General features: G+C 60.9%; 15 protein-coding genes. 12 read left to right on the top strand and 3 right to left on the bottom strand.

Annotated features, from left to right (window positions below; translation table 11 throughout):
- Positions 1-59: 59 nt before the first annotated feature.
- Together kefF and ACZ5WW_RS11180 are read left to right on the top strand one after the other, a co-directional pair.
- The gene (gene kefF / locus ACZ5WW_RS11185) at positions 60-653 is read left to right on the top strand and encodes a glutathione-regulated potassium-efflux system oxidoreductase KefF (protein ID WP_377164148.1); all 594 of its coding nucleotides are present in this window, start codon (positions 60-62) and stop codon (positions 651-653) included.
- A 3-nt stretch (positions 654-656) separates the two neighbouring features.
- A complete protein-coding gene (locus tag ACZ5WW_RS11180) occupies positions 657-2,519 on the top strand; it encodes a monovalent cation:proton antiporter-2 (CPA2) family protein (protein ID WP_377164150.1) in 1,863 nt (620 codons plus the stop codon).
- Positions 2,520-3,067: 548 nt separating this feature from the next.
- Here the strand turns inward: ACZ5WW_RS11180 and ACZ5WW_RS11175 are convergent.
- Together ACZ5WW_RS11175 and ACZ5WW_RS11170 are read right to left on the bottom strand one after the other, a co-directional pair.
- Positions 3,068-3,703, bottom strand: a complete 636-nt coding sequence (locus ACZ5WW_RS11175) for a 3-keto-disaccharide hydrolase (protein WP_377164152.1) — start codon at positions 3,701-3,703, stop codon at positions 3,068-3,070.
- 68 nt (positions 3,704-3,771) lie between these two features.
- Positions 3,772-7,350: a hypothetical protein gene (locus ACZ5WW_RS11170; protein ID WP_377164154.1), complete on the bottom strand. Its 3,579-nt coding sequence runs from the start codon at positions 7,348-7,350 to the stop codon at positions 3,772-3,774.
- Positions 7,351-7,438: 88 nt separating this feature from the next.
- Between ACZ5WW_RS11170 and ACZ5WW_RS11165 the strand changes: the two genes are divergently transcribed.
- The 9 genes from ACZ5WW_RS11165 (at position 7,439) to ACZ5WW_RS11125 (ending at position 18,700) form a co-directional block, all read left to right on the top strand.
- Positions 7,439-8,155 (top strand): SGNH/GDSL hydrolase family protein, encoded by a 717-nt coding sequence (locus ACZ5WW_RS11165; RefSeq protein ID WP_377164156.1) that lies wholly within the window; start codon positions 7,439-7,441, stop codon positions 8,153-8,155.
- Positions 8,156-8,157: 2 nt separating this feature from the next.
- A complete protein-coding gene (locus ACZ5WW_RS11160) occupies positions 8,158-8,973 on the top strand; it encodes an SGNH/GDSL hydrolase family protein (RefSeq protein ID WP_377164158.1) in 816 nt (271 codons plus the stop codon).
- 13 nt (positions 8,974-8,986) lie between these two features.
- Positions 8,987-9,838 (top strand): BPL-N domain-containing protein, encoded by an 852-nt coding sequence (locus tag ACZ5WW_RS11155; RefSeq protein ID WP_377164160.1) that lies wholly within the window; start codon positions 8,987-8,989, stop codon positions 9,836-9,838.
- A 189-nt stretch (positions 9,839-10,027) separates the two neighbouring features.
- Positions 10,028-11,854 (top strand): phosphoenolpyruvate carboxykinase (GTP), encoded by a 1,827-nt coding sequence (locus ACZ5WW_RS11150; protein ID WP_377164162.1) that lies wholly within the window; start codon positions 10,028-10,030, stop codon positions 11,852-11,854.
- Between the two features lie 443 nt (positions 11,855-12,297).
- Entirely contained in the window at positions 12,298-13,437 is a 1,140-nt protein-coding gene (locus ACZ5WW_RS11145) for an AAA family ATPase (RefSeq protein WP_377164164.1), read from the top strand.
- Positions 13,438-13,895: 458 nt separating this feature from the next.
- Positions 13,896-15,167 carry a hypothetical protein gene (locus ACZ5WW_RS11140; protein ID WP_377164166.1) on the top strand — a complete coding sequence of 424 codons (1,272 nt, stop codon included), beginning with the start codon at positions 13,896-13,898 and terminating at the stop codon, positions 15,165-15,167.
- Between the two features lie 281 nt (positions 15,168-15,448).
- Entirely contained in the window at positions 15,449-16,399 is a 951-nt protein-coding gene (locus tag ACZ5WW_RS11135; protein WP_377164168.1) for an IS110 family RNA-guided transposase, read from the top strand.
- 457 nt (positions 16,400-16,856) lie between these two features.
- A complete protein-coding gene (locus ACZ5WW_RS11130) occupies positions 16,857-17,225 on the top strand; it encodes an SMI1/KNR4 family protein (protein ID WP_377164170.1) in 369 nt (122 codons plus the stop codon).
- 659 nt (positions 17,226-17,884) lie between these two features.
- Positions 17,885-18,700, top strand: coding sequence for a hypothetical protein (locus ACZ5WW_RS11125; protein WP_377164172.1), 816 nt, complete (start codon positions 17,885-17,887; stop codon positions 18,698-18,700).
- 246 nt (positions 18,701-18,946) lie between these two features.
- On the opposite strand, the gene ACZ5WW_RS11120 is transcribed toward ACZ5WW_RS11125, so the two are convergent.
- Complete coding sequence (locus ACZ5WW_RS11120; protein ID WP_377164174.1) at positions 18,947-20,200, bottom strand: hypothetical protein; 1,254 nt, start codon at positions 20,198-20,200, stop codon at positions 18,947-18,949.
- A 239-nt stretch (positions 20,201-20,439) separates the two neighbouring features.
- On the opposite strand from ACZ5WW_RS11120, the gene ACZ5WW_RS11115 reads away from it, so the two are divergent.
- Positions 20,440-22,776: a neutral/alkaline non-lysosomal ceramidase N-terminal domain-containing protein gene (locus ACZ5WW_RS11115; protein WP_377164176.1), complete on the top strand. Its 2,337-nt coding sequence runs from the start codon at positions 20,440-20,442 to the stop codon at positions 22,774-22,776.
- Positions 22,777-22,908 lie beyond the last annotated feature (132 nt).

The following is a 22,908-nucleotide window of genomic DNA, read 5'->3' as shown; positions in this document are numbered from 1 at the left end:
TAAAGTGCCAAAATCAATTGCCGCGCCATTCTCAGCGGCCATGCTGCCGCACACACATCATGGCTTCGGTTCTCGTTCTCTACGCCCATCCTGCCCCTCACAAATCCCGCATCAATCGCAGGCTGGCAGCCGCTGCGCGTGAGGTGAAAGGCGTGACCTTTCGCGATCTCTACGAGCTCTATCCCGATTTCCTCATCGATGTCGAAGAAGAGCAAAAGCTGCTCAAAGAGCACGACGTCATCGTCCTCCAGCACCCCTTCTACTGGTACAGCGCCCCCTCTCTCGTGAAGGAATATCTCGATCTCGTCCTCACCTACGGCTGGGCCTACGGGGAAGGGGGCACCGCCCTTCAGGGCAAGATCATGCTGCAGGCCATCAGCGCCGGCGGTTCCGAAGAAGTCTACTGCTCGCAGGGGCGCAACCGCTTCACCATTCGCCAGCTTCTCGCGCCCTTTGATCAGACCGCCTTCCTCTGTGGCATGCGCTACCTGGCCCCGCACATCGTTTACAGCGCCAATAACCTGGCGGACGCCGCAGGCATCCAGCCCCTGGCACAGCGCTACGCACGCCTCCTCGCAGCCCTGCGGGATGAAACACTGCCGCTGGAGCTGGCGGCCTCGGCGGAAAAAATCAACGACCTCATTCCCGCATAGCTCATGCACGCCTCCCATTTTTTCATCTCCGCTTTCATCTACCTGGGTGCCGCCGTGCTCCTGGTGCCCATCGCGCATCGCCTCGGTCTCGGCAGCGTGCTTGGCTACCTCATCGGTGGCGCTTTGATCGGCCCCTTCGTTCTCGGTTGGGTCGGGGGGGCGCAGGGGGAGGAAGCCATGCACTTCGCAGAATTCGGCGTCGTCATCATGCTCTTCATGATCGGCCTTGAACTGGAGCCCGCGCGGCTTTGGCGCATGCGCGGTCCCATTTTCGGCCTCGGTGGCATGCAGGTGGTGTTCACCGCATTGGCTGTCATGGGCGTCGCGCTCGCCTGCGGCCTGGGGACAAAGCCTGCCATCGCCACCGGCATGATTCTGGCCCTCTCCTCCACCGCCATCGTCATTCAGACCCTGCAGGAAAAAGCCCTCATGCGCACCGATGGCGGCGCTGACTCCTTCGCCGTCCTCCTCTTCCAGGACATCTCCGTCATCCCCATGCTCGCCGTGTTTCCCTTGCTCGCCGCCAGCGTGGCCAAGGTGGAGCACCATGGCTGGTTGCAGGAGCTTCCCCACTGGGCCCAGCCTCTCATCACTCTGGGGGCCGTGGCGGTCATTGTCATCGGCGGCCGTTTCATCGTGCCTCGCGGCTTTAACATTTTGGCAAAGACCGGCCTGCGTGAGCTCCTCACCGCTGCAGCGCTCCTCCTCATCGTCGGTGTCGCCCTGCTCATGACCCAGGTCGGCCTCTCACCCGCGCTCGGTGCCTTTGTCGCGGGTGTCGTCCTCGCTGGCAGTCATTATCGCCATGAGCTGGAGAGCAACCTTGAGCCCTTCAAAGGACTCCTGCTCGGCCTGTTCTTTCTCGCCGTCGGGGCCTCGCTCGACTTCAGCGTCATCGCCGGAAAGCCTGTGCTTGTCGCCTCGCTGGTGGTTGCATTGATCGCTCTGAAAGCCGCGGTCATGTTTGTCATTGCCACCCTGCTCAAGATTCGCGGCAGCCACCGCTGGCTTCTCTCGCTCGCCCTCGCACAAGGCGGTGAGTTCGCCTTTGCGCTCCTCTCCATGGCCATCCAGCAGGAAATCCTAGATCCAGAAACTTCCAAGCTCCTCGTGGCCGTCGTCGCCCTCTCCATGGCCGTGGCGCCGCTCCTCTTCATCATTTACGAGCGCCTGATCGCCCCTCGCTACACCGCCGTCATCAAAGAGCAGCGCGCACCCGATCGCATTGACGAGCACGCCCCCGTCATCCTCGCTGGCTTCGGTCGCTTCGGCAATTTCGTCGGCCGCGTCATGATGTCCCAGGGCGTCAAAGTCACCGTGCTGGAAAGCGACCCCGATCATGTGGACATGCTGCGTAAATTCGGCTTCAAAGTCTTCTACGGCGACGCCACCCGCCTCGATCTCCTTCACGCCGCCGGCATTGAGCAGGCCTGCATGCTCATCATCGCCCTCGCAGACCAGGCCAAAGTCGCGCAGCTCATCGCAGATGTCCGCGAAAGATTCCCAAAGCTCCGCATCCTCGCTCGCGCCCACGATTACGATCACCGCGTTGAACTCATCAATCTCGGCCTGGCCGCCGAAGACACCGTTCACGAGCAGATGGGCAGCGCCCAGGAGCTCGCCGTCCGCGCCCTGCGTGCTCTGGGCCAGCCCGCCTACGCCACCGAGCGTGCTGCCCGCCGCTGGCGCCGTTACGATGACGAGACCTTCCACCTCCTCATACCCGTGCATGAAGACGAAGACGCCTACGCCAGCATCGTCCGTGAGCGCCGCGTCGAGCTCACCCAGTTGTTCGAAAGAGACATCGCCGAATTACCCACCGACAACGACCAAGCCTGGGAAATCGGCCGCGCCGAAGAAACCTAGACTGGCTCTCGAAAAGAATGTCCAATTGATCCGCTCCGCCGCCGGGCAATGTGACAGGATTTTCGAGAACCAGTCGAATCGCCCTTGAATAAGCCTGGTTAAAAGAGGCGCATTGTTAGCTTCGTTACAGCCATTCCAAGTCCGCTCCAGATGCTCAGATCGTAGGATGGGTGTGGCGACAGCCCGCCCGTCCACCAGCGCGCCGCAATCTCACCGTGCCTCCGAACAACCTTGGCTCTAAAGTGTGATGGATAATTTTGCGTCCGAAAAATTCAAGGCAGCCAAAAGCGGTTCTCCCTCTCCCCCCTGACAGACGAAGGCAGCAGATTTTTTCTTCGGGGAATCGCAGCGTAGCGGAGATAGACCGCCGTAGGCGGCCCGAAGGGCGAAAGCAGTGAGTCAAAGGGCTGGGGTGAGGGGGAGACATGCACTCTTCGCCAGCATGGAGCGCTCCTCCGCATTCACGCCACCCCAGCGCAAAGCAGCCCTCACATTCCATGTACGGTTCAGGTCTCGCCATCCAGTGACCAGCATCTAGTCATCCAGGCCTACTTCGCCGTCAGCTTGATGTTCCGGAACCACGTCTCATCCCCGTGCTCCGTCAGCATGATCTTGCCCTTGCCCGGCGCAAAACCTTCCTTGTTCTTAAACTTGCTCTTCGCGATCCGCTCCTTCCACTCCGGCGTCGTCGTGTCCGCCTCGCAGGCCAGCGCACCGTTCAGCCAGTGCTGGATCTTTCCGTCCTGCACCACGATCTTGCTCGTGTTCCACTCGCCCGCAGGCTTCAGTGCCTTGCCTTCCACCGGCTGCTTGATGTCATAAATCGAAGCCGTCGTGTGCGAGCCGCCCTTCAGCCCGTCTGGATGTCCGCTGTCGTCGATCATCTGGTACTCAATCCCCAGCCATTCCTTGCCCCCGATCTGGGTCACCCAGTACTTGATCCCGTTGTTCCCCTTCGCGTTCACTTTCCATTCCCACTCCAGCTCAAAGTTCGAGTACTCGTTTTTGGAGATCAGCGCACCGCCGCCCTTGCCGCTCAGATGGATCGTGTTGTCACCCTCGGTGGTCCAGCCCCCGGAAGGCGCCTCGCCCTTCGCATCCGTGAAATCGGCAAGCGTCAGGTACACCGGTTCGGCGGCGGTCGTGAATGTGGCAAGGGCTAGGAGGGCAAGCAGGGTGCGCATGGTCGTGGTTGGTAGGTGGTGCCGGCTATCAAAAGCGCGGCAGCTCTGGGATGCCAGCACGTTTTTGCTCAATCATTTTGGAGGGTCTTCCACGGCGGGTTCACCCGGATGATTTCATGCTCCGTCGTGAAAAGGATCACATAGCCACGGCTGTTGAAGGCCATCGGCAGCCCTTCACAGGGTTTTGGCAGTCGGTAGCGGTGGGTGATGAAGTTGGTCTTCTTGTCCACTCGGATCAGCACATCGGGGCGTTCCAGCCTCCACTCCCGTTTGCGTTTTGAGCGCCCCGGCGTGGCCCCCTCGGGTATGTCGTCGGGAGACCCCGGCTCCGTGCTCAGCAGGTGCAGTCCGTTGCGGTGCTCCATGTGAAACAGCATCCCGTCCTCATGCAGCGTGAAAAGCGTCCCTCCCGGCCCCCACCACGCCACTTCCATGCCGGGCTTGTTCGTGATCGGCGGTCGCGGCAGCTTCACCACGTGGCACTGCCCGTCAGGCTCCACCCACGCACACGCTGGCTCGGGGTTCTCCCGGTCCTGTGAAGACACCATCAGCACCGCTCCGTCATTCCACTCGCTGATCTCCCCTCGGTTGTAGCTTGGCAGCGGCAGCTCAATGCGGCGGCACCCAGCATACCGCTCTCCGCGCGCATCGAACGGCACAAACCTCAGTCCCAGTGTGCGGCTGTTGTTCCACGAAGGTTCGATCACCAGGCTGTGCTCCGGCGTGAAGCACATCGGCCATTCGTTGCCTTCCAGCAGCTCAGACTCCGCCCTCACCAGCGGCTTCCATGGGATCTGCGTCACGTTGAATCCCGCCAGCGCACCCTTGCCGGTGAGGATGCCCCGGTCGCAGGCAAATGTGACATGCCATGACCGCAGCGAAAAGCCCAGGTCGCCGACGTGCTCATCGTTCAGCTCCGGCAGCTCGGGCACATGGGAAAGAAAACTCCCCTCGGCTCTCTCACCCGCCGCTGCAGTTCGGTACGGCCGCAGTTGCAGCGCAGGCACTCGCTTTACCGCTGCATCACGGGTCACAAAGGCCATGAAGCGCGCAGGCTGTTCCCCCGCTCTTCCCGCCGCAGGAAACACCAGGTCTCCATCGCCCGCCCAGTCACCCGGGCGGAATCGCTGCGTCCGGTAGCGTGAGCTGCGGTTGGCAGGTGTGTGGGTCACCGAGAGCCTCCCAGCCTGCCAGCCATTGCTCGCCACCGGCACCGGGCCCAGCGGCCGCTGCTCCGCATCCAGCAGGATCATTCGCACCGTGCAGCCCTCGTTCGCAGGCCATGTCGTGAGCAGGTACTCGGCCCCTTCTTCGATGCGTACGGGCTCCGCGATCAGCTTTCCCCACCGCAGCACATCCTCCGCCTGCCAGCTCGCAGGCTGCGGCGTGGCGGCCTCTTTCCACACCGCCGCCGCATTCTCTGTTTCAGCCTCAGGCTCTCGCGCAGTGGCAAACACACTGGCATGCGTGGAGAAGGCACGCGGCTCGCCCGCATGGGTCATGCCGTCGGCCTGCGCGCGCAGCACGATCTTCAGGCAGCCCGACTGCGGCAGGTTTTTCAGTGCCTGCCCGCCACGTGCTGCAGCCCCCGGGATCGTGGCCAGGCTCCGCAGCCTCTGCGGGTCATCCCCCGCCAGCACCTCCAGGGAAAATTTCCCCTCCAGCCTCGCCAGCGCTGGCAGGCTGCGGCCCGCTCGCCACCACCGCGCATCTTCCAGCCGGTCCGCCGCTGTACGCCCGTCGCGGTCGCCCGTGGTCAGCACCATCGGCCGCTCGCTCGACGGGCCCAGCTCCGGCAGCACCAGCTGCCATTGCAGCGTGGCTCCTTCCTTGCCCTCTCCCCCCTGGCTCACCCATGCGTCCACCGCAGGCACGCGGTCGCCCTCTCCCTCGATCAGTTCTCGCAGCGCGCAGAGTTCCTTCGTCATCTGCGTGTACTGTGCCGTGACTCGGTGCTTGGGCAGGTTCTCCAGGCTGCTGACGAAACGTTTGAAGCCCTCCGCATCATCGCACAGCGCCAGCGCCTCCCCCACACGGCTCGCCGTGCCGGGTGGCGGCAGCGTGGTCGTGGTCATTTCCGCGTGGTGCTTTTCCCACAGCGCCAGCGCCATCACCGCAAAGTCACCGCCCCCCTCTCTTCCGGCTCGGGTTGCTGTCCGGGCCAGTGGCAGCAGGTGCTCCTTCTGTTCGGCAGACTGGTCCAGCGCAGCCCCCCAGGCCGCCGCCAGCGCCTGCGTGCGCACCGCGCTCTTTTGCCTCAGGATGATCTGCGCAAATCGCTCCCAGTGATCCAGGTCATTGATTCTCGGAGTGGCCGTTCCCACCGCATCCAGCACCCGCGTACAGCGCTCTTTTTCATCACCGCTCTCCAGTCGCTCCAGGCAGTTCAGCAGGCTTTCAAACGCAGCCCGCTCCGCCTGTCCGGCCTGCATCCGGGCGGCCAGCCGCAGCGCCAGCTCTTCCACCCACGGCACGGTGTCCGCTTGCGAATGTGTCCCCTCCGGCGCAAACGCCGCAAGCCTTAGCGCCACACGCGCCCGGCTTTCCTCGTCCAGCTTGGCCGCCAGCTCCAGTTGTTCCGCGTTCACGCCGCCTCTCAGCGCCTGCGCCAGCAGTGCATGCGTCACGAGGTTTTCATTCCATGGCTGCTCCCTCGCGGCCTCCAGGCACGCGTCCGCAAACGAGGGATCACCCTCCGCCGCAGCCTGCAAAACCTGCCATGCCTGCGTCGCTGGCTGGTGGGGGGGCGTCGTGCTTTCCCACATCCCCAGCAGTTCGTTCATCCCTCCCGGCATTTCCCCCTGCTTCATCGGCGCAAAGACCAGCAGCCTCGCCACCCGCTGGGCCAGCGCAGCCTGCCCTGCCGCCTGCAGGTCACGCATCACCACCAGGAAATTGGACGGATCCCCCAGCACCATCTGCGGCTGTGCCGCCTGCACCGCCTCCAGCAGAGTCTGGCTCAGCAGCGGCTCCTTCTTCATCGCATCATGTCGCAGCAGCGCCAGCACCAGACTGCACGCATCCGCGCGCGCGGCACCCTGCGGCGCATTCTCCACAGCGCTCGCCACCGCCTTCACCCATTCTGTGAGATGATCCGTCTTCACCGCATGCGCCAGCCAGTCCACACCACGGTAGCCGTTCAGTTGCTCCTGCCAGTTGGCCGTCGCCAGGTTCACCCGGCGCATCCCTTGCGCCGCCGCCTCTGCCGCCCATCCGGCAGCTTCCTTCTTTGAGGACGCCTCATACTGCTCCGCCCGGCCAAACCAGCCCTGCGGCAGATCCGGTGCCGCCTGCAGCAGCAGATCATCCGCCGCGCTGATTTCCTCCGCAGGACGCTCCAGCGTGCGCGCCAGATAGGCGCGGATCAGATGCTCAATCTGATGCCCCTTCGCCGTCTTCACATTCTCCTGCAGCCATTCATACAGCCCGCTCTGCTCGGAGGGGCTTCCCGCCAGCTCTCGCAGCGCATAGCCCGCTCCGTCCGGCTTCTCCGCCCGCGCCCGGAACGCCGGGTCCGCCAGCTTAGTCTGCCACGCTTGGGCAGGGCTTTGCGGCGGCGTGGCTGGTTGCCCTCTAAGCATCAATGTCAGCCACACACCCGCCAGCAGCAGGTGGCGGCATCGCAGCCTCCGGTAGGATTTCACCATGCCCGCGAGGCTAGCCAGAGGCCCCTCACAAGGTCAAGATTCTGTTTCCACGAAATGTGCACCCCTCGTCCGCGTTTCTAGTCCACCCATGAAGTCCTTCATCCTAGTTGCCCTGCTGGTATCCTCCGCCGTCGTCGCCGCAGACGCCCCCAAACAGGCGCCCAAGCGCGAACGCAAACCCCACCCCTCGCTCGCCAAAGTCGAAGACGTCGCCGGCCTCCCCCGCGTGCTCCTCATCGGCGACTCCATCTCCATGGGCTACACCCTCGACGTTCGCGAAATGCTCAAGGGCAAGGCCAACGTCCACCGCATCCCCACCAACGGCGGTCCCACCACCAACGGCCTCAAAAACATCAAGGCCTGGCTCGGCGACTCCAAATGGGACGTCATTCATTTCAACTGGGGCCTCCACGATCTCAAATACATCGCCGAAGATCCCTCCAAGCGCGCCGACCCCAAAGCCCCCGGCTCCCACCTCCAGGTCCCGCTCGCAGACTATGAAAAAAACCTCGCCGAACTCGTCAAAACCATGCAGGCCACCGGCGCAAAGCTCATCTGGTGCAACACCACCCCCGTCCCCGCCGGTTCCGATGGCCGCATCGAAGGCGATGAAAAGAAATACAACGAAGCCGCCGCCCGCGTCATGACCGCCGCAGGCATCCCCACCGACGACCTCTGCGCCCACGCCGCCGCCAAGCTCAAAGACGTTCAGCTCCCCGCCAACGTCCATTACTCGCCCGAAGGTTATCACTACCTCGCCGAAAAAGTCGCTTCCGTGATCGCTGAAACCCTGCCAAAGAAATGAGCATGCGACTCACCCTCCTCTTCCTCGCCTTCGCCACTCTCTCCCACGCCCAGGTCAAATCCCAGAACGAGCCCACCAACGCCGCCGAGGCCGCCGCCAAAAAAGCCGCCGAAGACAAGGCCGTCGATGAAAAATACCAGGCCCTCAAAGCCACCCTCCCGCCCGATCAGCAGGCCTGGGAAACCGTCCTCGAACAAAACCTCGGCAACGGCTTCTATCTCCCGCTGCACAAAAAAGACAAGATCGCCGGACGCTCAAACGCCTGGGACTTCGTGCAGGATGACCCCAAGCTCCCCCGCGTTCTCCTCATCGGCGACTCCATCTCCCGTGGCTACACTCTGGACGTGCGCAAGGCCATGGCCGGCAAGGCCAACGTGCATCGCGCTCCCGAAAACTGCGGCCCCACCGCCAATGGCGTGAAGAAAATCGACATCTGGCTCGGCGACGGCAAATGGGACGTCATCCACTTCAACTTCGGCATCCACGATCGCAAAACGCCCGCAGCAGACTACGAGCAGCGTCTCGAAACCCTCGTCGCCCGCATGCAGAAGACCGGCGCCAAGATCATCTTCGCCACCACCACACCCGTCCCGCCAGACACCAAGGACGGCCCCGAACTCGTCACCCAGATCGCCGAGAAAAACGAGATCGCCCTCCGCGTCATGAAAAAGCACGGCATCGCCATCGACGACCTCCACGCCTTCCTCGCTCCTCAGCTCGCTGGCATCGCCAATCCCCAGGACGTCCACTTCAACGCCAAAGGCTACGAGCTCATGGGCCAGCAGGTCGCGAAGTCAATTGAGGCAGCGCTGAAGTAAATCCCCTCCCGCCATGGCCACATTCCATCCGCTCCTGCCCTTGCTTCTGCTGGTCGGCGGGCTCTCTCCGGTCACGGCTCAGGACGTGAAGAAACCGGCCCCCGCCCCCTTTGTCATTCCATCGGATGTGAATGGGATGAAAACAATCATCCCTCCGCCGGCCAGCACACGCAAGATCACCGTCGGCATCTACCAGGGCCCCGGCTCCCCCCAGAGCTCGGTCGAAAACGTCACCAGCGTGCTCAGGCCCTATCCTCAGGCCACAGTCGTGGTTCTCGGCGCCCGGCAGGTGGCTTCACTGGATCTCAGTTCCTTTGACGTGCTGGTGTTTCCCGGCGGCTCCGGCTCCGGCCAGTCAAAAGGCATCGGCGCGGCAGGATTGAAAAACGTGCGCGACTTTGTGAAAAACGGCGGCGGTTACGTCGGCATCTGCGGCGGGGCCTATCTGGCCTGCTCAAATTTTAGCTGGGGCCTCGGCATTCTGAACGCAGGCACGGTTTCCAACAAATGGCGCCGTGGCCAGGCCATGCTCGATTGCGAGCCCACGCAGGCCGGGCGGGCATGGCTCGGCGATGTGTCCTCAGCCTTCAAAGTCCGTTACCACAACGGCCCCATTCTCAAGCCCGCGGCTCGCACAGACATTCCCCCCTATTCCGTACTGACTGTCTTCAAAACCGAAATCGCCGAATACGGCTCTCCCGTCGGCGTTCAGGTCGGCTCGCCAGCTCAGGTCACCGCCACCTACGGCAAAGGCCGCGTTTTCATCTCCAGCCCTCATCCGGAAAACACACCCGGTCTCCAGCACTTCATCCCGCGGGGGGTGTTTTGGTCGGCAGGGGATGCCATACCCCACGCTGCGGATTGATCGGCCGCCCGCCCCTCCCGGGCCTGCCACATTCTGCCTGCCTCGGCTTGGCATATAAAGAAGACATTTTGGGGCGCCTCCTCCTCCTCGGCTCAGCGACGCGTTGGCTTCGCCAAGATTGGCGGCATGAAGCACCGTGACACTTGGCATGCTTTCGGCATCTTGTCGCTGTCCACAAAACCCATTCCCATGAGCCCGATTCCCTCCTCCAAACCCCTCAGCAAAAACATTCATCTTCAGCGCTGGGTCGGAAAGATGGCCGCCCTCTGCAAACCCGACCGCATTTACTGGGTCGATGGCTCCAAGGCCGAATACGACCGCCTCTGCAATGAAATGGTCGATGCCGGAACCTTCACCCGCCTCAATCAGAAGAAGTGGCCCGGCTGCTTCTACGCCAAGTCAGACCCCAGCGATGTCGCCCGCGTCGAGGAGCGCACCTTCATCTGCAGCAATTCCAAAGACGGCGCCGGCCCCACCAACAACTGGATGAACCCCTTCGAAATGAAGGAAAAGCTCCGCAAGCTCTTCAATGGCTGCATGCGTGGCCGCACCATGTACGTCCTCGCCTACAGCATGGGCCCCATCGACTCCCCCATGTCGCAGATCGGCGTCCAGCTCACCGACTCCCCCTACGTCGTGGTCAACATGCGCATCATGGCCCGCATCGGCAAAAAGGTCTTCGAGAAAATCGACACCTCAAAGAAGCGCGTCGTCCCCTGCATGCACACCGTCGGCATGCCCCTCAAGAAAGGCCAGAAGGACGTCCCCTGGCCCTGCAACAAGGAGAAGTACATCGTCCACTTCCCCGAATCCCGTGAGATCTGGAGCTACGGCTCCGGCTACGGCGGCAATGCCCTCCTCGGCAAAAAATGCTTCGCCCTCCGCATCGCCTCCGCCATGGCCCGCGATGAAGGCTGGATGGCCGAGCACATGCTCATCCTCGGCGTCGAAGACCCCAAAGGCAAAAAGACCTACGTCGCCGCCGCCTTCCCCAGCGCCTGTGGCAAGACCAATTTCGCCATGCTCATCCCGCCCCAGCACTTCGCCGAAAAAGGCTGGAAAATCTGGACCGTGGGAGATGACATCGCTTGGATCAAACCCGGCGCAGACGGCCGTCTCCACGCCATCAATCCGGAGGCCGGCTTCTTCGGCGTCGCCCCCGGCACCAGCGACAAGACCAATCCCAACGCCATGGCCTCGCTGCGCAAGAACACCATCTTCACCAACGTCGCCCTCACCCCCGATGGCGGCGTCTGGTGGGAAGGCATGACCGATACCCCTCCAGCCCAGTGCACCGACTGGCAGGGCAATCTCTGGACCCCCGAGATCGCCAAGGAAAAAGGCACCAAGGCCGCCCATCCAAATTCACGCTTCACCGCACCCGCCTCACAGTGCCCCACCATTGACCCCGATTGGGAAAAGCCCGAGGGCGTCCCCATCAGCGCCATCATCTTCGGCGGCCGCCGCGCCACCACCATGCCCCTCGTCTATCAGGCCTTCAATTGGAGCGGCGGAGTTTACACCGGCGCCACCATGGGCAGTGAAATGACCGCCGCCGCCGCAGGCACCATCGGCAAAGTCCGCCGCGATCCCATGGCCATGCTCCCCTTCTGCGGCTACAACATGGGCGACTACTTCCGCCACTGGATCTCCATGCAGCGCACCCTCAGCGAGACCCCCCGCATCTTCCACGTGAACTGGTTCCGCAAAGACGCAGACGGCAAATTCCTCTGGCCCGGCTTCAGCGAAAACATGCGCGTCCTCAAATGGATCGTCGATCGCGCCAACGGCCACAGCAAATCCAAGGAAACCCCCATCGGCTGGGTCCCCCAGTACGCCGACATCGACTGGAAAGGCCTCGACTTCCCCAAGGAAAAATTCGAAGCCCTTCAGCACTTCGACCGCGACGCCTGGCGCACCGAGATCCTCTCCCACGAAGAACTCTTCATCGACCTCAAGACCCACCTCCCCAAAGAGCTCATCTACGAGCGCGAGCTCCTCATCTGCCGCATGTGACGCCCGCAGCACGAACGTCCCACGGCTCCGCCACCTCCCAACGCTCCAGCAACACGAGCCTGCCCTCAAGCAAGGCGTCTTGGGTATAGATCCAAAGCGCGTCACCAAGCAATCATTTCGCTCCGCGAAATGAGCCCATGACCCTGGCATGTTGAGTCATACCACGCACAGCTGAAAACGGGTCTTATGGATGTAAGCCAGCATCCCATGCGGCCAGCCAGCGCTCTGGCGGAGAGGGATCGTCCCGATCCCTTACGCTCCCGCATCGCCCTGCATTCTCGTGCCTTCGCAAAGCCGAGCCTCCCTCATCATCCAGCGCTCTCGCACATCCGCGAACACGCTGCAGGTGGGGGGATCCAGATGATCCCCCTCCGTCAGTCCTTCGATCACAATATCCAGCCCCGCTGGACATCCACGCCCACCCCCGCTTGGATGTCCCCCTCATGCTCCACTCCGTCCGCCTCTCCGGCTACCGCTCCCTGCGCGATCTCCGTCTCCGCCTCGGGCGTGTCACCGTCATCCGCGGAGCTAACGGCGTCGGCAAGACCAACGTCTATCGCGCCCTGAGCCTCCTCTCCGCCCTCGCCCGTGGCGGCTTCTCCGAAGCCGTCGCCGCAGAGGGCGGCATGCGCAGCCTCCTCTGGGCCGGCAATGCCGAGCACTCACGCCTCACCACCTTCTCCGCCGAAGTCCTCTCCGATACCTTCGCCTACGAATTCGAATGCGGCCTCATGCCCGTCAGCCGCTCCGCCTTCAAACTCGACCCCGACATCAAATCGGAATCCCTCCGTTACGGCAAAAAACTCCAGGCCAAACGCACCGCCTGCCAGGTCCGCCTCGCCGATGCCAAAGGCACCATGCACACCCTCACCGAGCCCATCGGTTCCTCGGAGTCCATGCTCGCCCTCGTTCGCGATCTCCAAAACTACCCCCTCCTGCTCGATGCCCGCCTCAGCCTCGCCCGCTGGCGCTTCTATCACTCCATGCGCACAGATCCGGATGCCCCCGCACGCCGCCCCGTGCGCGGCTGCTGGTCCCCCGTCCTTGCAGAGGACGCCTCCAATCTCCCCTCCGTCATCCAGACCATCAGCGAATCAAACGAATCCATGGTATTTCATGCTGCCTTGCAGCATGCCTTCCCCGGATCAGCCCTCCACGTCGAGTGCGGCGACTGGTTCCGCCTCGCCTGGCAGGCCCACGATCTCCCCCGCACCCTCGCCGGTCACGAACTCTCAGACGGCACCCTCCAGTTCATCTCCCTCGCCGCCGTCCTCTGCAGTCCCCGCCCACCACCCCTCCTCGTCCTCAACGAACCCGAAACCAGCCTCAACGAATCCGTCTTCCCCGCCCTCGCAGAGCTCGTCCTGCAAGCCTCAGCCCGTTCCCAGCTCATCATCATCTCCCACTCCCAGTCACTCTGTGCCGCCCTCGCTGAACGCTGCAAAATCCGCGTCCAAGAACTCACCATGCGCCACGGCGACACCCGCCTCCGCGGCCAGGAAAACGCAAAAGTTTGCTACGTCTTCGACGACGAGGATGACGAGCAGGAACACGCTGCTCCACCTGACCAATCAGCACAGTAAACCTGCTGCTGCTGTGCTGGCTAAATCCGTCGCTCATGCAAACCATGCAGAGCACTAAGTTAAGAGCATGAACCGCTGAATTCGTGCCCGAGGTAAAAAGAGCCCCCGGAGCGCGGACTTCCAGTCCGCAGCACTCCGCGAGCACCCACATTGCCGAGCATCTGGCAGCGAATCCCCTCTCCCCATCGATGATATGGCAATGGCCACTTTTTTCTTTGGGGAACCGTAGCGCAGCAGATAGACGAAGTCAAAGGTAGGGTGAGGGGCATTTCATGGCCTTGCTGTTAGGGGCGACCGCTCTATCTGCACTGGATTTTCGGCAACGTAAAAAGTTGAAAAGGGGCCGGAGGCCCGCCGCGTACCGGCTCCGCTTTCACACAACTCCACCATACGGCACAACGAAGAATGGGCACCAGCCTCCCGTAGTGTCCTTACACTCACCTCCATCACCACTCACCATGCACACCCGCCGCACATTCCTCACCACCACCGCCGCGCTCACCCTCCTCCTCCCAGCGCTTCTCCCTCTGCATGCTCAAGTTGAACCCACCCCCGCCATCACCGGCGAGACCGAGCACTTCCTCTACCGCATGCCCTCATCCGATGCCCCCTACATCGACACCCAGCGGGACAGCAAAGCCTTCGCCTTCAAAGGCACCCGCATCATGCTCTCGGAGGACAACGGCACCACCTGGCCCCACACCGCCGACTTCCCCGACGCCGAAAACATCACCTTCTCCGTCATCCTCAAAAACGGCAGCATCCTCTTCGCCACCCGCCAGCACCTCTTTCTCTCCACCGACAACCTCAAGACTCATCGCGAGATCATCGTCAAAAAGCCCGACGGCACCGACTACATCCCCCACACCCCCGTCAAGCCCGACCAGCCCGGCTGGTACTTCCACTCCCTCGATGGCGAGCACTGCTTCGAAGTCGGCGGCAAAGAAATGCTCGTCTGGGGCAATTACTGCAACGTCATCGGCGGCCCCGTCCCCGTAAACATCTACTACTCGACCGACAACGGCCACACCGTCAAGCTCGCCTACGCCTTCGGCCAGAATCCCAAGTTCCAGCAAAAAGACGCCCCGCCCACAGCCCCTCTTCTCGGCGACCCCACCAACACCCTCATCGCCCGCCACGTTCACAACGTCACCTACAACCCCGCCGAAAACGCCTTCTACGCCGTCACCGGAGACATCGACCGCGGCCACGGCAACGAATGCCACTGGCTCCGCGGCACCTACAACGCCACCTCCGACACCTGGGACTGGAAAGTCCTCATCTCCGTCAACTCAAACTCCCGCTTCAAATGCGGCGGCCTCAATTTCATCGGCGACAAACTCTACTGGATCGCCGACGCCAACGGCCCCGCCATCGCCAACCGCTACGACCGCGGCATCTTCGTCTGCGCCCCCTCGGAGATCACCGACACCTCCAAGCACACCCTCCTCTTCAATCCCATGTTCGAATCCGCCAACATGCTCGTGCAGGACGGCGTCTTCCTCGCCACCCACTGCGCCCCGGCCTCCACCTACAAGTGTGGTATCATCTGGTCCCCCGACATGGGCAAAACCTGGGCCCAGTACGACCTCAGCGAGTTCGGCCCCCGCAGCGGCTGCCGCATCAACAAAAAGAACACCGACGGCTGGTTCCGCATGGACCTCCGCAAAGGCTGGATCGAACGCGCCGAAGTCCTCTTCCTCAAACCCAAGCCCGCCGCCAAAAACTGAAGTACGACAGACACTCCTTGTATGAGTAGCGCCGTCCTGATTCCGGGCTGAGTTTGAACTCAAGCTTGGAACTCAGGCTGGCTGGTGACGGCCAGCCAGCCTGAGAGCGTGCGGGGCAGACCGGAGACACTCATGACCCTTCGAGGTCGTCAGACAGCCAGTCGCCCGCACGCCAGGACAAGCTCGAACTCGAACAGTTGACTGAGCCTGCCACGGGCTTTGGCCCGCAGCAGCAGCTCGCATCACAAGGAAGCAGTCGAACACTCAAACTCATCCCATCCATGAAGCCCCAATCTGCCTCCAGCGGAGGCGTTGTCTATATCGGCATCGATGTCTGTGCTCAATGGCTCGACATTCATGGCCTCCCTGCCAAAAAGAAAATCACCCGGCTGGCAAACACCGCTGCCGGCCATGCCAGGCTCATCGCCGCGCTGCCACCAGAGTGCCACATCCTGCTGGAAGCCACCGGCGGCTACGAACAAGCCCTGTGGCTGGCCCTGCTGCGTGCAGGCAGGGCCGTCAGCAAGCTCAACCCGGCACGCGTGCGCCACTTTGCCAAAGCCAGCATGAAGCTGGCGAAAACAGACGCCATCGATGCCGCCGTGCTCGCCGCCTTCGGCGCGGCGCTCAAGCCTGCGGCAGACACTCTGCCCGCCGACTGGGAGCTCGAGCTCTCCAGCCTGGTTGGTCGCCGTGAGCAGCTGGTCACAGCACGTGCCATGCAGAAGACACAGCTCAAGCAACTCACCCACAGGCAGCTCACAGCACAAGCCAAGGCCTTGATCAAAACCTTCAGCAGCCAGATCGCCACGCTCGACAAACTCATCAAAACACTGCTGGCGCAGGACGAGGCAAGCCAGAGAGCAGCACGTCTTCAACAGATGGACGGCATCGCTCAAGTGGCCGCCGCCACGCTGATGGCAGAACTGCCAGAACTCGGCAGCCTCGACGACTCACGCATCGCCTCCCTGGCCGGTCTGGCCCCTCACCCCTACGACAGCGGGCCGATGCGTGGCCAGCGCCACATCCAGGGCGGGCGTAGAAAAGTGCGCAACGTGCTCTACATGGCCTCGCTGCGCTGCATCTGCTGCAACACCATCCTCAAGGCCTTTTACCAGCGCCTGCTTATCAAGGGCAAGCCCTTCAAGGTCGCCATCACCGCGGTGATGCGCAAACTGCTCTGCGTTCTCAACCGCTTGATCGCAGATCCAAACTTTAAACTTGCCAGCTGACACAGTTGCTGTCTGTCGGCCAGCGCTCCCCAATTCCCCCAGACCATCGAAAATCCTCAACCTGACTAACCACCATTCATGTTGTCGCTCCTGAAGGGAGCAGAGAAATTAGCCGGTGGTGAAGCGAGGCTCGCCGAGCGAGAACCACCGGACCAGCCGATGATGATCTCTGTGTTCAAGTTAGCATGCCGGAGGTATGCGAGAAGCTTTCCGCCACCCAGCGTTCACGAGCAGTCCGCCTGCCAGCCTCCATGTTCACCACTCCTCCAAGCGCGGGATCGGTGTTCCAAGGCACGTTATCCGGCGAAAGGGGGCAAAATAACCAAGTCCTTGCGTGCGAATCGACACTTTTGCGTAACTTTGCGCAACATGACAACAACCCCGTCAATTATAATGGTGTTGGGGCAACCCCTGCGATTCTGTTGATGATTCCACTGTTAGGAGACCAAGACATCGTATGAGCGCGAGTGTTCTGAAACTTGAAAAGCGATTGGGGATTAGCTTGCCCGCAGACTATCGGAGCTTCCTTGTTGCTCATCGCGACAGATTGCTCGATCACGCTCGAGTTTTCCTTCCGCCTCGCTCCGGTGTCGTCGATTCTCTTCTGACCGCTGATGAGCTTCTGAAGAATGATGATCGGAAGCAGATTGGTATCCCGGAAAAGTCACTGATGTGCATCGGTGGGAATCTGTTGGGTGGTTATCTTTACACGAAGGTTTCTAGCGACGCCCTTGGGCAGATCCATTACATGGAGCGTTACGAGTTTCGGGAGCAGTTCCCATCGTTTTCAGCATTTCTCGATGACACACAACCAGAAGCCGCCTGACCATGCACTGCAGCGAACGACTCCGGCTGTCACGGCCCGTGCTTCCGCCGCCGCCATGCATGGACACCTCAAAAACATCCCTGTAGCGCAGCGACCCAAACTGGTGTCGCTGTTCCCGTGGGGTGCGTCTTACTTCCGTACGTGGCGTTCACTAAGATGGTTCTTGGCGCTGTTGCTTCCAGTTGCCTCGAGTGCGGTGTTGCTTTGGCATCACCGGCACGGCATTGGCATTTCCCTGGTCGTTGGCCTCGTCGGATCTTATTTCGCTGCTTGCCTGTTCGTCGAGCTTTGCTCCGGCATGGCATCATCGAATTGGGGTACACATTTTCGCCAGAGCGAGCCGAAGCGGTATTGGCTGCAGGTCGGCGTTGTGGGAGTTGAGTACTTTGGGTTTTCATGTGTAGGGTATTTTGTATGACCACGCCGTCTAACCATGCGCTGCAGCGAACCTGGTGGGCGCGTCGCGGTTGCAATCGTTGCGTCCAGTGCTCCGGGTCGCTAAGCTTGGGGGCGTTAGGCGTTTCTGCATCCGCCCTCGCACCTCCAAGATTGTGCCGATGCTGCGGGCTCGCTCGGAAACCGCCGTATCGCGTCGATATGACCGCCGCGAGTCGCGGGATCCGCTGATTCCATGCACCCAACTCAGAAAGCCTCATCCAATGAAACTCGTCAGAACTGCCACGTTTGCAGCCGGATTGTTGAGCATTTGTCTGGGGTCCCGCACCGGGCTCGGCGCCGATGCGGCGGCTCGGCTCACTCCCGGGGAAACCTTCTCCATTCCGTTCCATGAGATGCCGCCGACCTACTGGGCGGTGGCTACTTCGAATAAAGGACCGGCCCGATTGTCGATTTCGCTCCCCAAGAACTACACGCCGGGTGGCAAGTTCCCCCTCCTCGTCTTCCTGCATGGCGGCAGCGGCGGCAATGGGGGGCCCAAGGCGGCCATCGTGTCAGCGATGACCGCGGACCAGGACTTTGTCTGCGCCTCCATGCCCTTCTTCAAAAAAATCGCTCCGAAGGACCCCGGCGGCAATATCGTCATGCGGGATGAGGACGCCCAATACATGTGGCCCTTCTTCCGCGCCATGCTCGCCAAGCTATTCGAGGTCGTCCCGAACATCGACAAAAACCACATGATCATCGGCGGCTCCTCCAATGGTGCTCACGCCACCCAGGGCCTGATCGATGAATCAGACGGAGAAATCACCAAACAGTTCTCCGCCTTTTTCTTCATCGAAGGCGGCGGCCGCCTGAAGCATTACGAACTGCTGAAGGGGAAGCCGTATCTCATGGTCTCCAGCCAGACGGCCTCAAAGCCCCGGGCACAGCAGATCATCGACCAGGCCTCCGCTGCCGGTGCCTCGACCACGTTTATCTTTGAGGATGCCGGTGGCCATACCGTCCCGATGAAGGCGGCCCCCGCCATGCGTGCCTGGCTCATCGAACAGGCGACAAAGCCCACTTCACCGAAATGACTGCCCGGCCCAATGAACAAAGCGCCTGACCATGCGCTGCAGCGAACCGCTCCGAGCTCGCGGCCCTCGATGTAGACCACCGCCTTTCCACCCTTCGCCAGGCACCACGCACGCAGCGGTTATTGCATCAACAAAAGAACACCACGGTTGGTTCTGCATGGACCTCCACAAAGGCTGGGTCGAACGCGCCGAAGTCCTCTTCCTCAAATCCAAGCCCGCCGCAGGCCCCTGACCTCCGAGTGCTTATCACATAATTGAAAATACCTCGGTTACATCATCAAAAATGTCTTCCGGCGTTTCGTGGAACCCACGAATTCCTCCATCTTGAGAAACTTTGATTCCCACGCCCAAAGCAGACAAAGCGCGCGCCGCAGCAAGACGGCCTCCTCCAGTACTTCCTCCTTTTATTTTCAGGATTGCTCCGACAGCCAAAATCACGCCTTTGTGGTCTATGATCGTAGCGCCATCTATCGCTAATAATTCTTGGCGTAGTCGTCGGTCAAGGTTCTGAAACAGAACCCCATTGACCATCGAAGCGATAGCCCTTCCTTTAGGAGACGAAGCCGGAGAAAGATAGTCCGCGCGTGATGTGGCGATGTCTTTCCATTTTTTAGAATTAGCCGCCAAAACCACCCCAATGCATGCACCAGTCCTAGCGAAGGATGCATCCAGTGCACTTTCATATACTGCTTGTCTCACTATCTTATCTGAAGGTTTTCCCATTTGAGTGAGAATCGGGGAATGCTTAAGATAATGCCACTTTCCGCTTCGGCGTGCAAAGACAAGCTCTTTGGATCTGAAGATCAAAATGTCCCCGCTTCGATTTAGCGCGATCGCAATATTGCCATCATTAGCCCACTCGGCTATAGCCTGTAAGCGATTTGGAGAGAACGGCGGAGGGTGTGGAGGCTGCTTCAATTGTTCATGACCACAAATTTTGCCGTTAAAATCGCAAATCAACATTGTATCAAAACCGTTCGATAACACAGCGCTGAAATCGTGATCGCAAATATCACGAAAGTGTGTGCCTCCTGTGAATTCTTTGCGTGAAAACCCAATAGCGGCAGCGATAGGGCGGCCTTCATATTGTCGTCCTGCCCAAAGTGACATTTGATCAAGGACGGACAAAAACGCTTCTTCTTCCACCTTCACAGAACAGAGAGATTTCGCAATCACGCGTCTGGGAAACATGGAGGCAAGATCTGCTTGATACCAACTATTTAAGCCTCCCTGCATTTTACCCACTACTTGGACAAAAGCTTTCACAAGGTCAATCTCTGCCAACTTGCCGCCGCCAAGGTTGTCAAATGCTTGGCTGCGTTTCAAATGTAGACGAAATGAATCTTCAGATTGTGCTTTGAAAGCTATAGTGCATGGATCGACAAAGGCTACTTGCGCATCTTTGGTCGATGATTTCACGCTTTTTTGATCTATCGAAGCTCCGCTAAACCATGGAAGCAGATGGGTTTTTGCTAGTTGTCTTAGTTTGGATTCGTCCATAAAAATCATCTGCTCAATAAATCACGATCATTGATTTTAATCCTCGTGATCTAACGCAAATCAATCTCCTTAATGTTATCCTAGCAGCTATATTGGGCTTTGCCAAGTCGAGCAAAATTCTGATGGGCATGAATGGCATTCGGTCAATTTTCTGCCCCATTTTTTACTCCGCATTTTTCCAATCTCTGCGGTGTTAAATCAGTCCTCCCCCCGCGTAGTCCTCCCACACACGCCCGCCCATGCACCTCCGCCTCCTCTTCTCCCTCCTGCTCCTCTCACTCCCCACCCTCGCCGCAGACACCCTCCTCCCCGCCGGCGCCGCCTCCATCGACATCACCCCGGACTACCCGGTCCGCCTCAGCGGCTACGGCAACCGCCGCGCACCCAACACCGGCGTCTCCCAGCACATCTTCGCCAAAGCCCTCGCCATCGGCAGTGACACCGAAGGCCCCGCCATCCTCGTCACCGTCGACAACGTCGGTATCCCCGCCTCCATGCGCGCCGAAGTCCTGCGTCGTCTCACGCAGGACACCAAAGCCACCGACGCCCGCTTCGCCATCTGCTCCAGCCACACCCACTGCGCCCCCATGCTCATCGGCGTGCTCCCCAATCTCTTTGGCATGGACATTCCCGCCGAGCACCTCCCCGCCATCGAGCGCTACACCCGCGAACTCACCGACCACATCGAAAAAGCCGTCCGCGCCGCTCTCGCAAATAGAAAGCCCTCCTCCCTCGCCTGGGGCATCGGCAAAGTCGGCTTCGCCGCCAACCGCCGCCTTTTTCCATTAAAGCCCATCGATCACGACCTCCCCGTCCTGCGCGTCACCGGCACCGATGGCAAAGTTCGCGCCATCTTCACCAGCTACGCCTGCCACTGCACCACCATTGGCATCGACGAAATTCACGGCGACTGGGCCGGCGTCGCCCAGGAAGCCCTGCAGCGCGAATTCCCCGGAGCCATCGCCCTCACCGCCCTCGGTTGCGGTGCCGATCAAAACCCCAATCCCCGCCGCACCATGGAACTCGTCAAACAATACGGCGAAGACCTCGGTGCCGAAGCCAAACGCGTCGCCACCAGCGAACTCAAACCCCTCACTGGCCCGCTTGCCTGCCAATCAAAACAAATCGACCTCGCCTTCGACACCCTCCCTACCCGCGAAGAATGGCAAACCCTCGCCGACTCCAAAACGCCTGCCATTTCCTACCACGCCAAAAAGAACCTCGCCCGTCTCGATCGCGGCGAAAAACTCCCCACCCATCTCCCTTACCTCGTCCAGCGCTGGAGCTTCGGCAACGACATGGCCATGGTCTTCCTCCCAGGTGAAATCACCGTCGACTACTCCCTCCGCATCAAACGCGAATACGACCGCTCCCGCATGTGGGTGAACGGCTACTCCAACGACGTCCCCTGCTACGTCCCCTCCCGCCGCGTACTCGAAGAAGGCGGCTACGAAGGTGCCGGCGCCATGGTCTACTACGACCGTCCCACCAAGTTCGCCCCCGATGTCGAAGACCGCATCATGACCGCCGTGCAAACCGTGATGCCCAAAGAATTCCTCTCCTCAAAACCCCAGCCCATCGAATCACCCTCAGCCATCGCTTACCCCGATCACTCCAACCTCCTCACCGTCCGCGGCCGCCCCGTCCAAACCGCCGCCGACTGGGCCGAACGCGTCACCGACATCAAAAATAACATGCAGCGGGTCATGGGCCCCCTCCACGACACCTCCCGCTGGACACCTCTCGATGTAAAAATCATCTCCGAAGAAAAAACACCCAAGTACCTCCGCCGCAAAATCCACTACACCCCCGAACTCGGCGATACCGTCCCAGCATGGCTCCTCATCCCTAACGATGCCACCAAAGCCCTCGCCATGCTCTGCCTGCATCAAACCACCAAGATCGGCAAAGACGAACCCGCAGGCCTCGGCGGCAAGCCCTCCCTTCACTACGCCCACGAACTCGCCGAACGCGGCTACATCTGCCTCGTCCCCGACTACCCCTCCTTCGGCGAATACCCTTACGACTTCAAAACCCAGGGCGCTCACCGCGTCAGCGGCTCCATGAAAGCCATCTGGAACAACATCCGTGCCGTCGACCTCCTTCAAGCCCTCCCCCAGGTTAACAAAGACAAAATCGGAGTCATCGGCCACTCCCTCGGCGGCCACAACGCCCTCTTCACCGCCGTCTTCGACGACCGCATCAAAGCCGTCGTCACCAGCTGCGGCTTCACCCCCTTCCACGACTACTACGGCGGCAAAGTCGCCGGATGGACCAGTGATCGCTACATGCCCCGTATCCGCGATGTCTATGAAAACAACGCCGGCAAAATCCCCTTCGACTTCTACGAAATCCTCGCCGCCATCGCCCCCCGCGCCGTCTTCTCCAACTCCCCTCTTCACGACACCAACTTCGACATCACCGGCGTCCGCAAAGCCTTCACCAAAGCCACCGAAATCTACACCCTTCTCAAAGCCGAAAAAAACCTCACCCTCCTCACCCCCGACGCCCCCCACGACTTCCCCGACCCCCAACGCCACGCCGCCTATCAGTGGCTCGATCAAAAGCTCAAGTAATCCTCGCACATCACGTCACGCCGACAAAACACGCCAGCCCTTTTGGAGTGCGGTCGCGAAGATGCACGGCGCAAGCCTGCATCGCAGCTACCGCTTTCGTGAGCTATTGAGTATTCTTCAGCTCAGCCCTGC

Source organism: Prosthecobacter fluviatilis, from assembly GCF_055388355.1.
This window is presented reverse-complemented; position numbering and strand designations above follow the sequence as displayed.

Coding starts and splice junctions, on each gene's coding strand:
- kefF (WP_377164148.1), top strand. CDS start 60: ATGGCTTCGGTTCTCGTTCTCTACGCCCATCCTGCCCCTCACAAATCC.
- ACZ5WW_RS11180 (WP_377164150.1), top strand. CDS start 657: ATGCACGCCTCCCATTTTTTCATCTCCGCTTTCATCTACCTGGGTGCC.
- ACZ5WW_RS11175 (WP_377164152.1), bottom strand. CDS start 3,703: ATGCGCACCCTGCTTGCCCTCCTAGCCCTTGCCACATTCACGACCGCC.
- ACZ5WW_RS11170 (WP_377164154.1), bottom strand. CDS start 7,350: ATGGTGAAATCCTACCGGAGGCTGCGATGCCGCCACCTGCTGCTGGCG.
- ACZ5WW_RS11165 (WP_377164156.1), top strand. CDS start 7,439: ATGAAGTCCTTCATCCTAGTTGCCCTGCTGGTATCCTCCGCCGTCGTC.
- ACZ5WW_RS11160 (WP_377164158.1), top strand. CDS start 8,158: ATGCGACTCACCCTCCTCTTCCTCGCCTTCGCCACTCTCTCCCACGCC.
- ACZ5WW_RS11155 (WP_377164160.1), top strand. CDS start 8,987: ATGGCCACATTCCATCCGCTCCTGCCCTTGCTTCTGCTGGTCGGCGGG.
- ACZ5WW_RS11150 (WP_377164162.1), top strand. CDS start 10,028: ATGAGCCCGATTCCCTCCTCCAAACCCCTCAGCAAAAACATTCATCTT.
- ACZ5WW_RS11145 (WP_377164164.1), top strand. CDS start 12,298: ATGCTCCACTCCGTCCGCCTCTCCGGCTACCGCTCCCTGCGCGATCTC.
- ACZ5WW_RS11140 (WP_377164166.1), top strand. CDS start 13,896: ATGCACACCCGCCGCACATTCCTCACCACCACCGCCGCGCTCACCCTC.
- ACZ5WW_RS11135 (WP_377164168.1), top strand. CDS start 15,449: ATGAAGCCCCAATCTGCCTCCAGCGGAGGCGTTGTCTATATCGGCATC.
- ACZ5WW_RS11130 (WP_377164170.1), top strand. CDS start 16,857: ATGAGCGCGAGTGTTCTGAAACTTGAAAAGCGATTGGGGATTAGCTTG.
- ACZ5WW_RS11125 (WP_377164172.1), top strand. CDS start 17,885: ATGAAACTCGTCAGAACTGCCACGTTTGCAGCCGGATTGTTGAGCATT.
- ACZ5WW_RS11120 (WP_377164174.1), bottom strand. CDS start 20,200: ATGGACGAATCCAAACTAAGACAACTAGCAAAAACCCATCTGCTTCCA.
- ACZ5WW_RS11115 (WP_377164176.1), top strand. CDS start 20,440: ATGCACCTCCGCCTCCTCTTCTCCCTCCTGCTCCTCTCACTCCCCACC.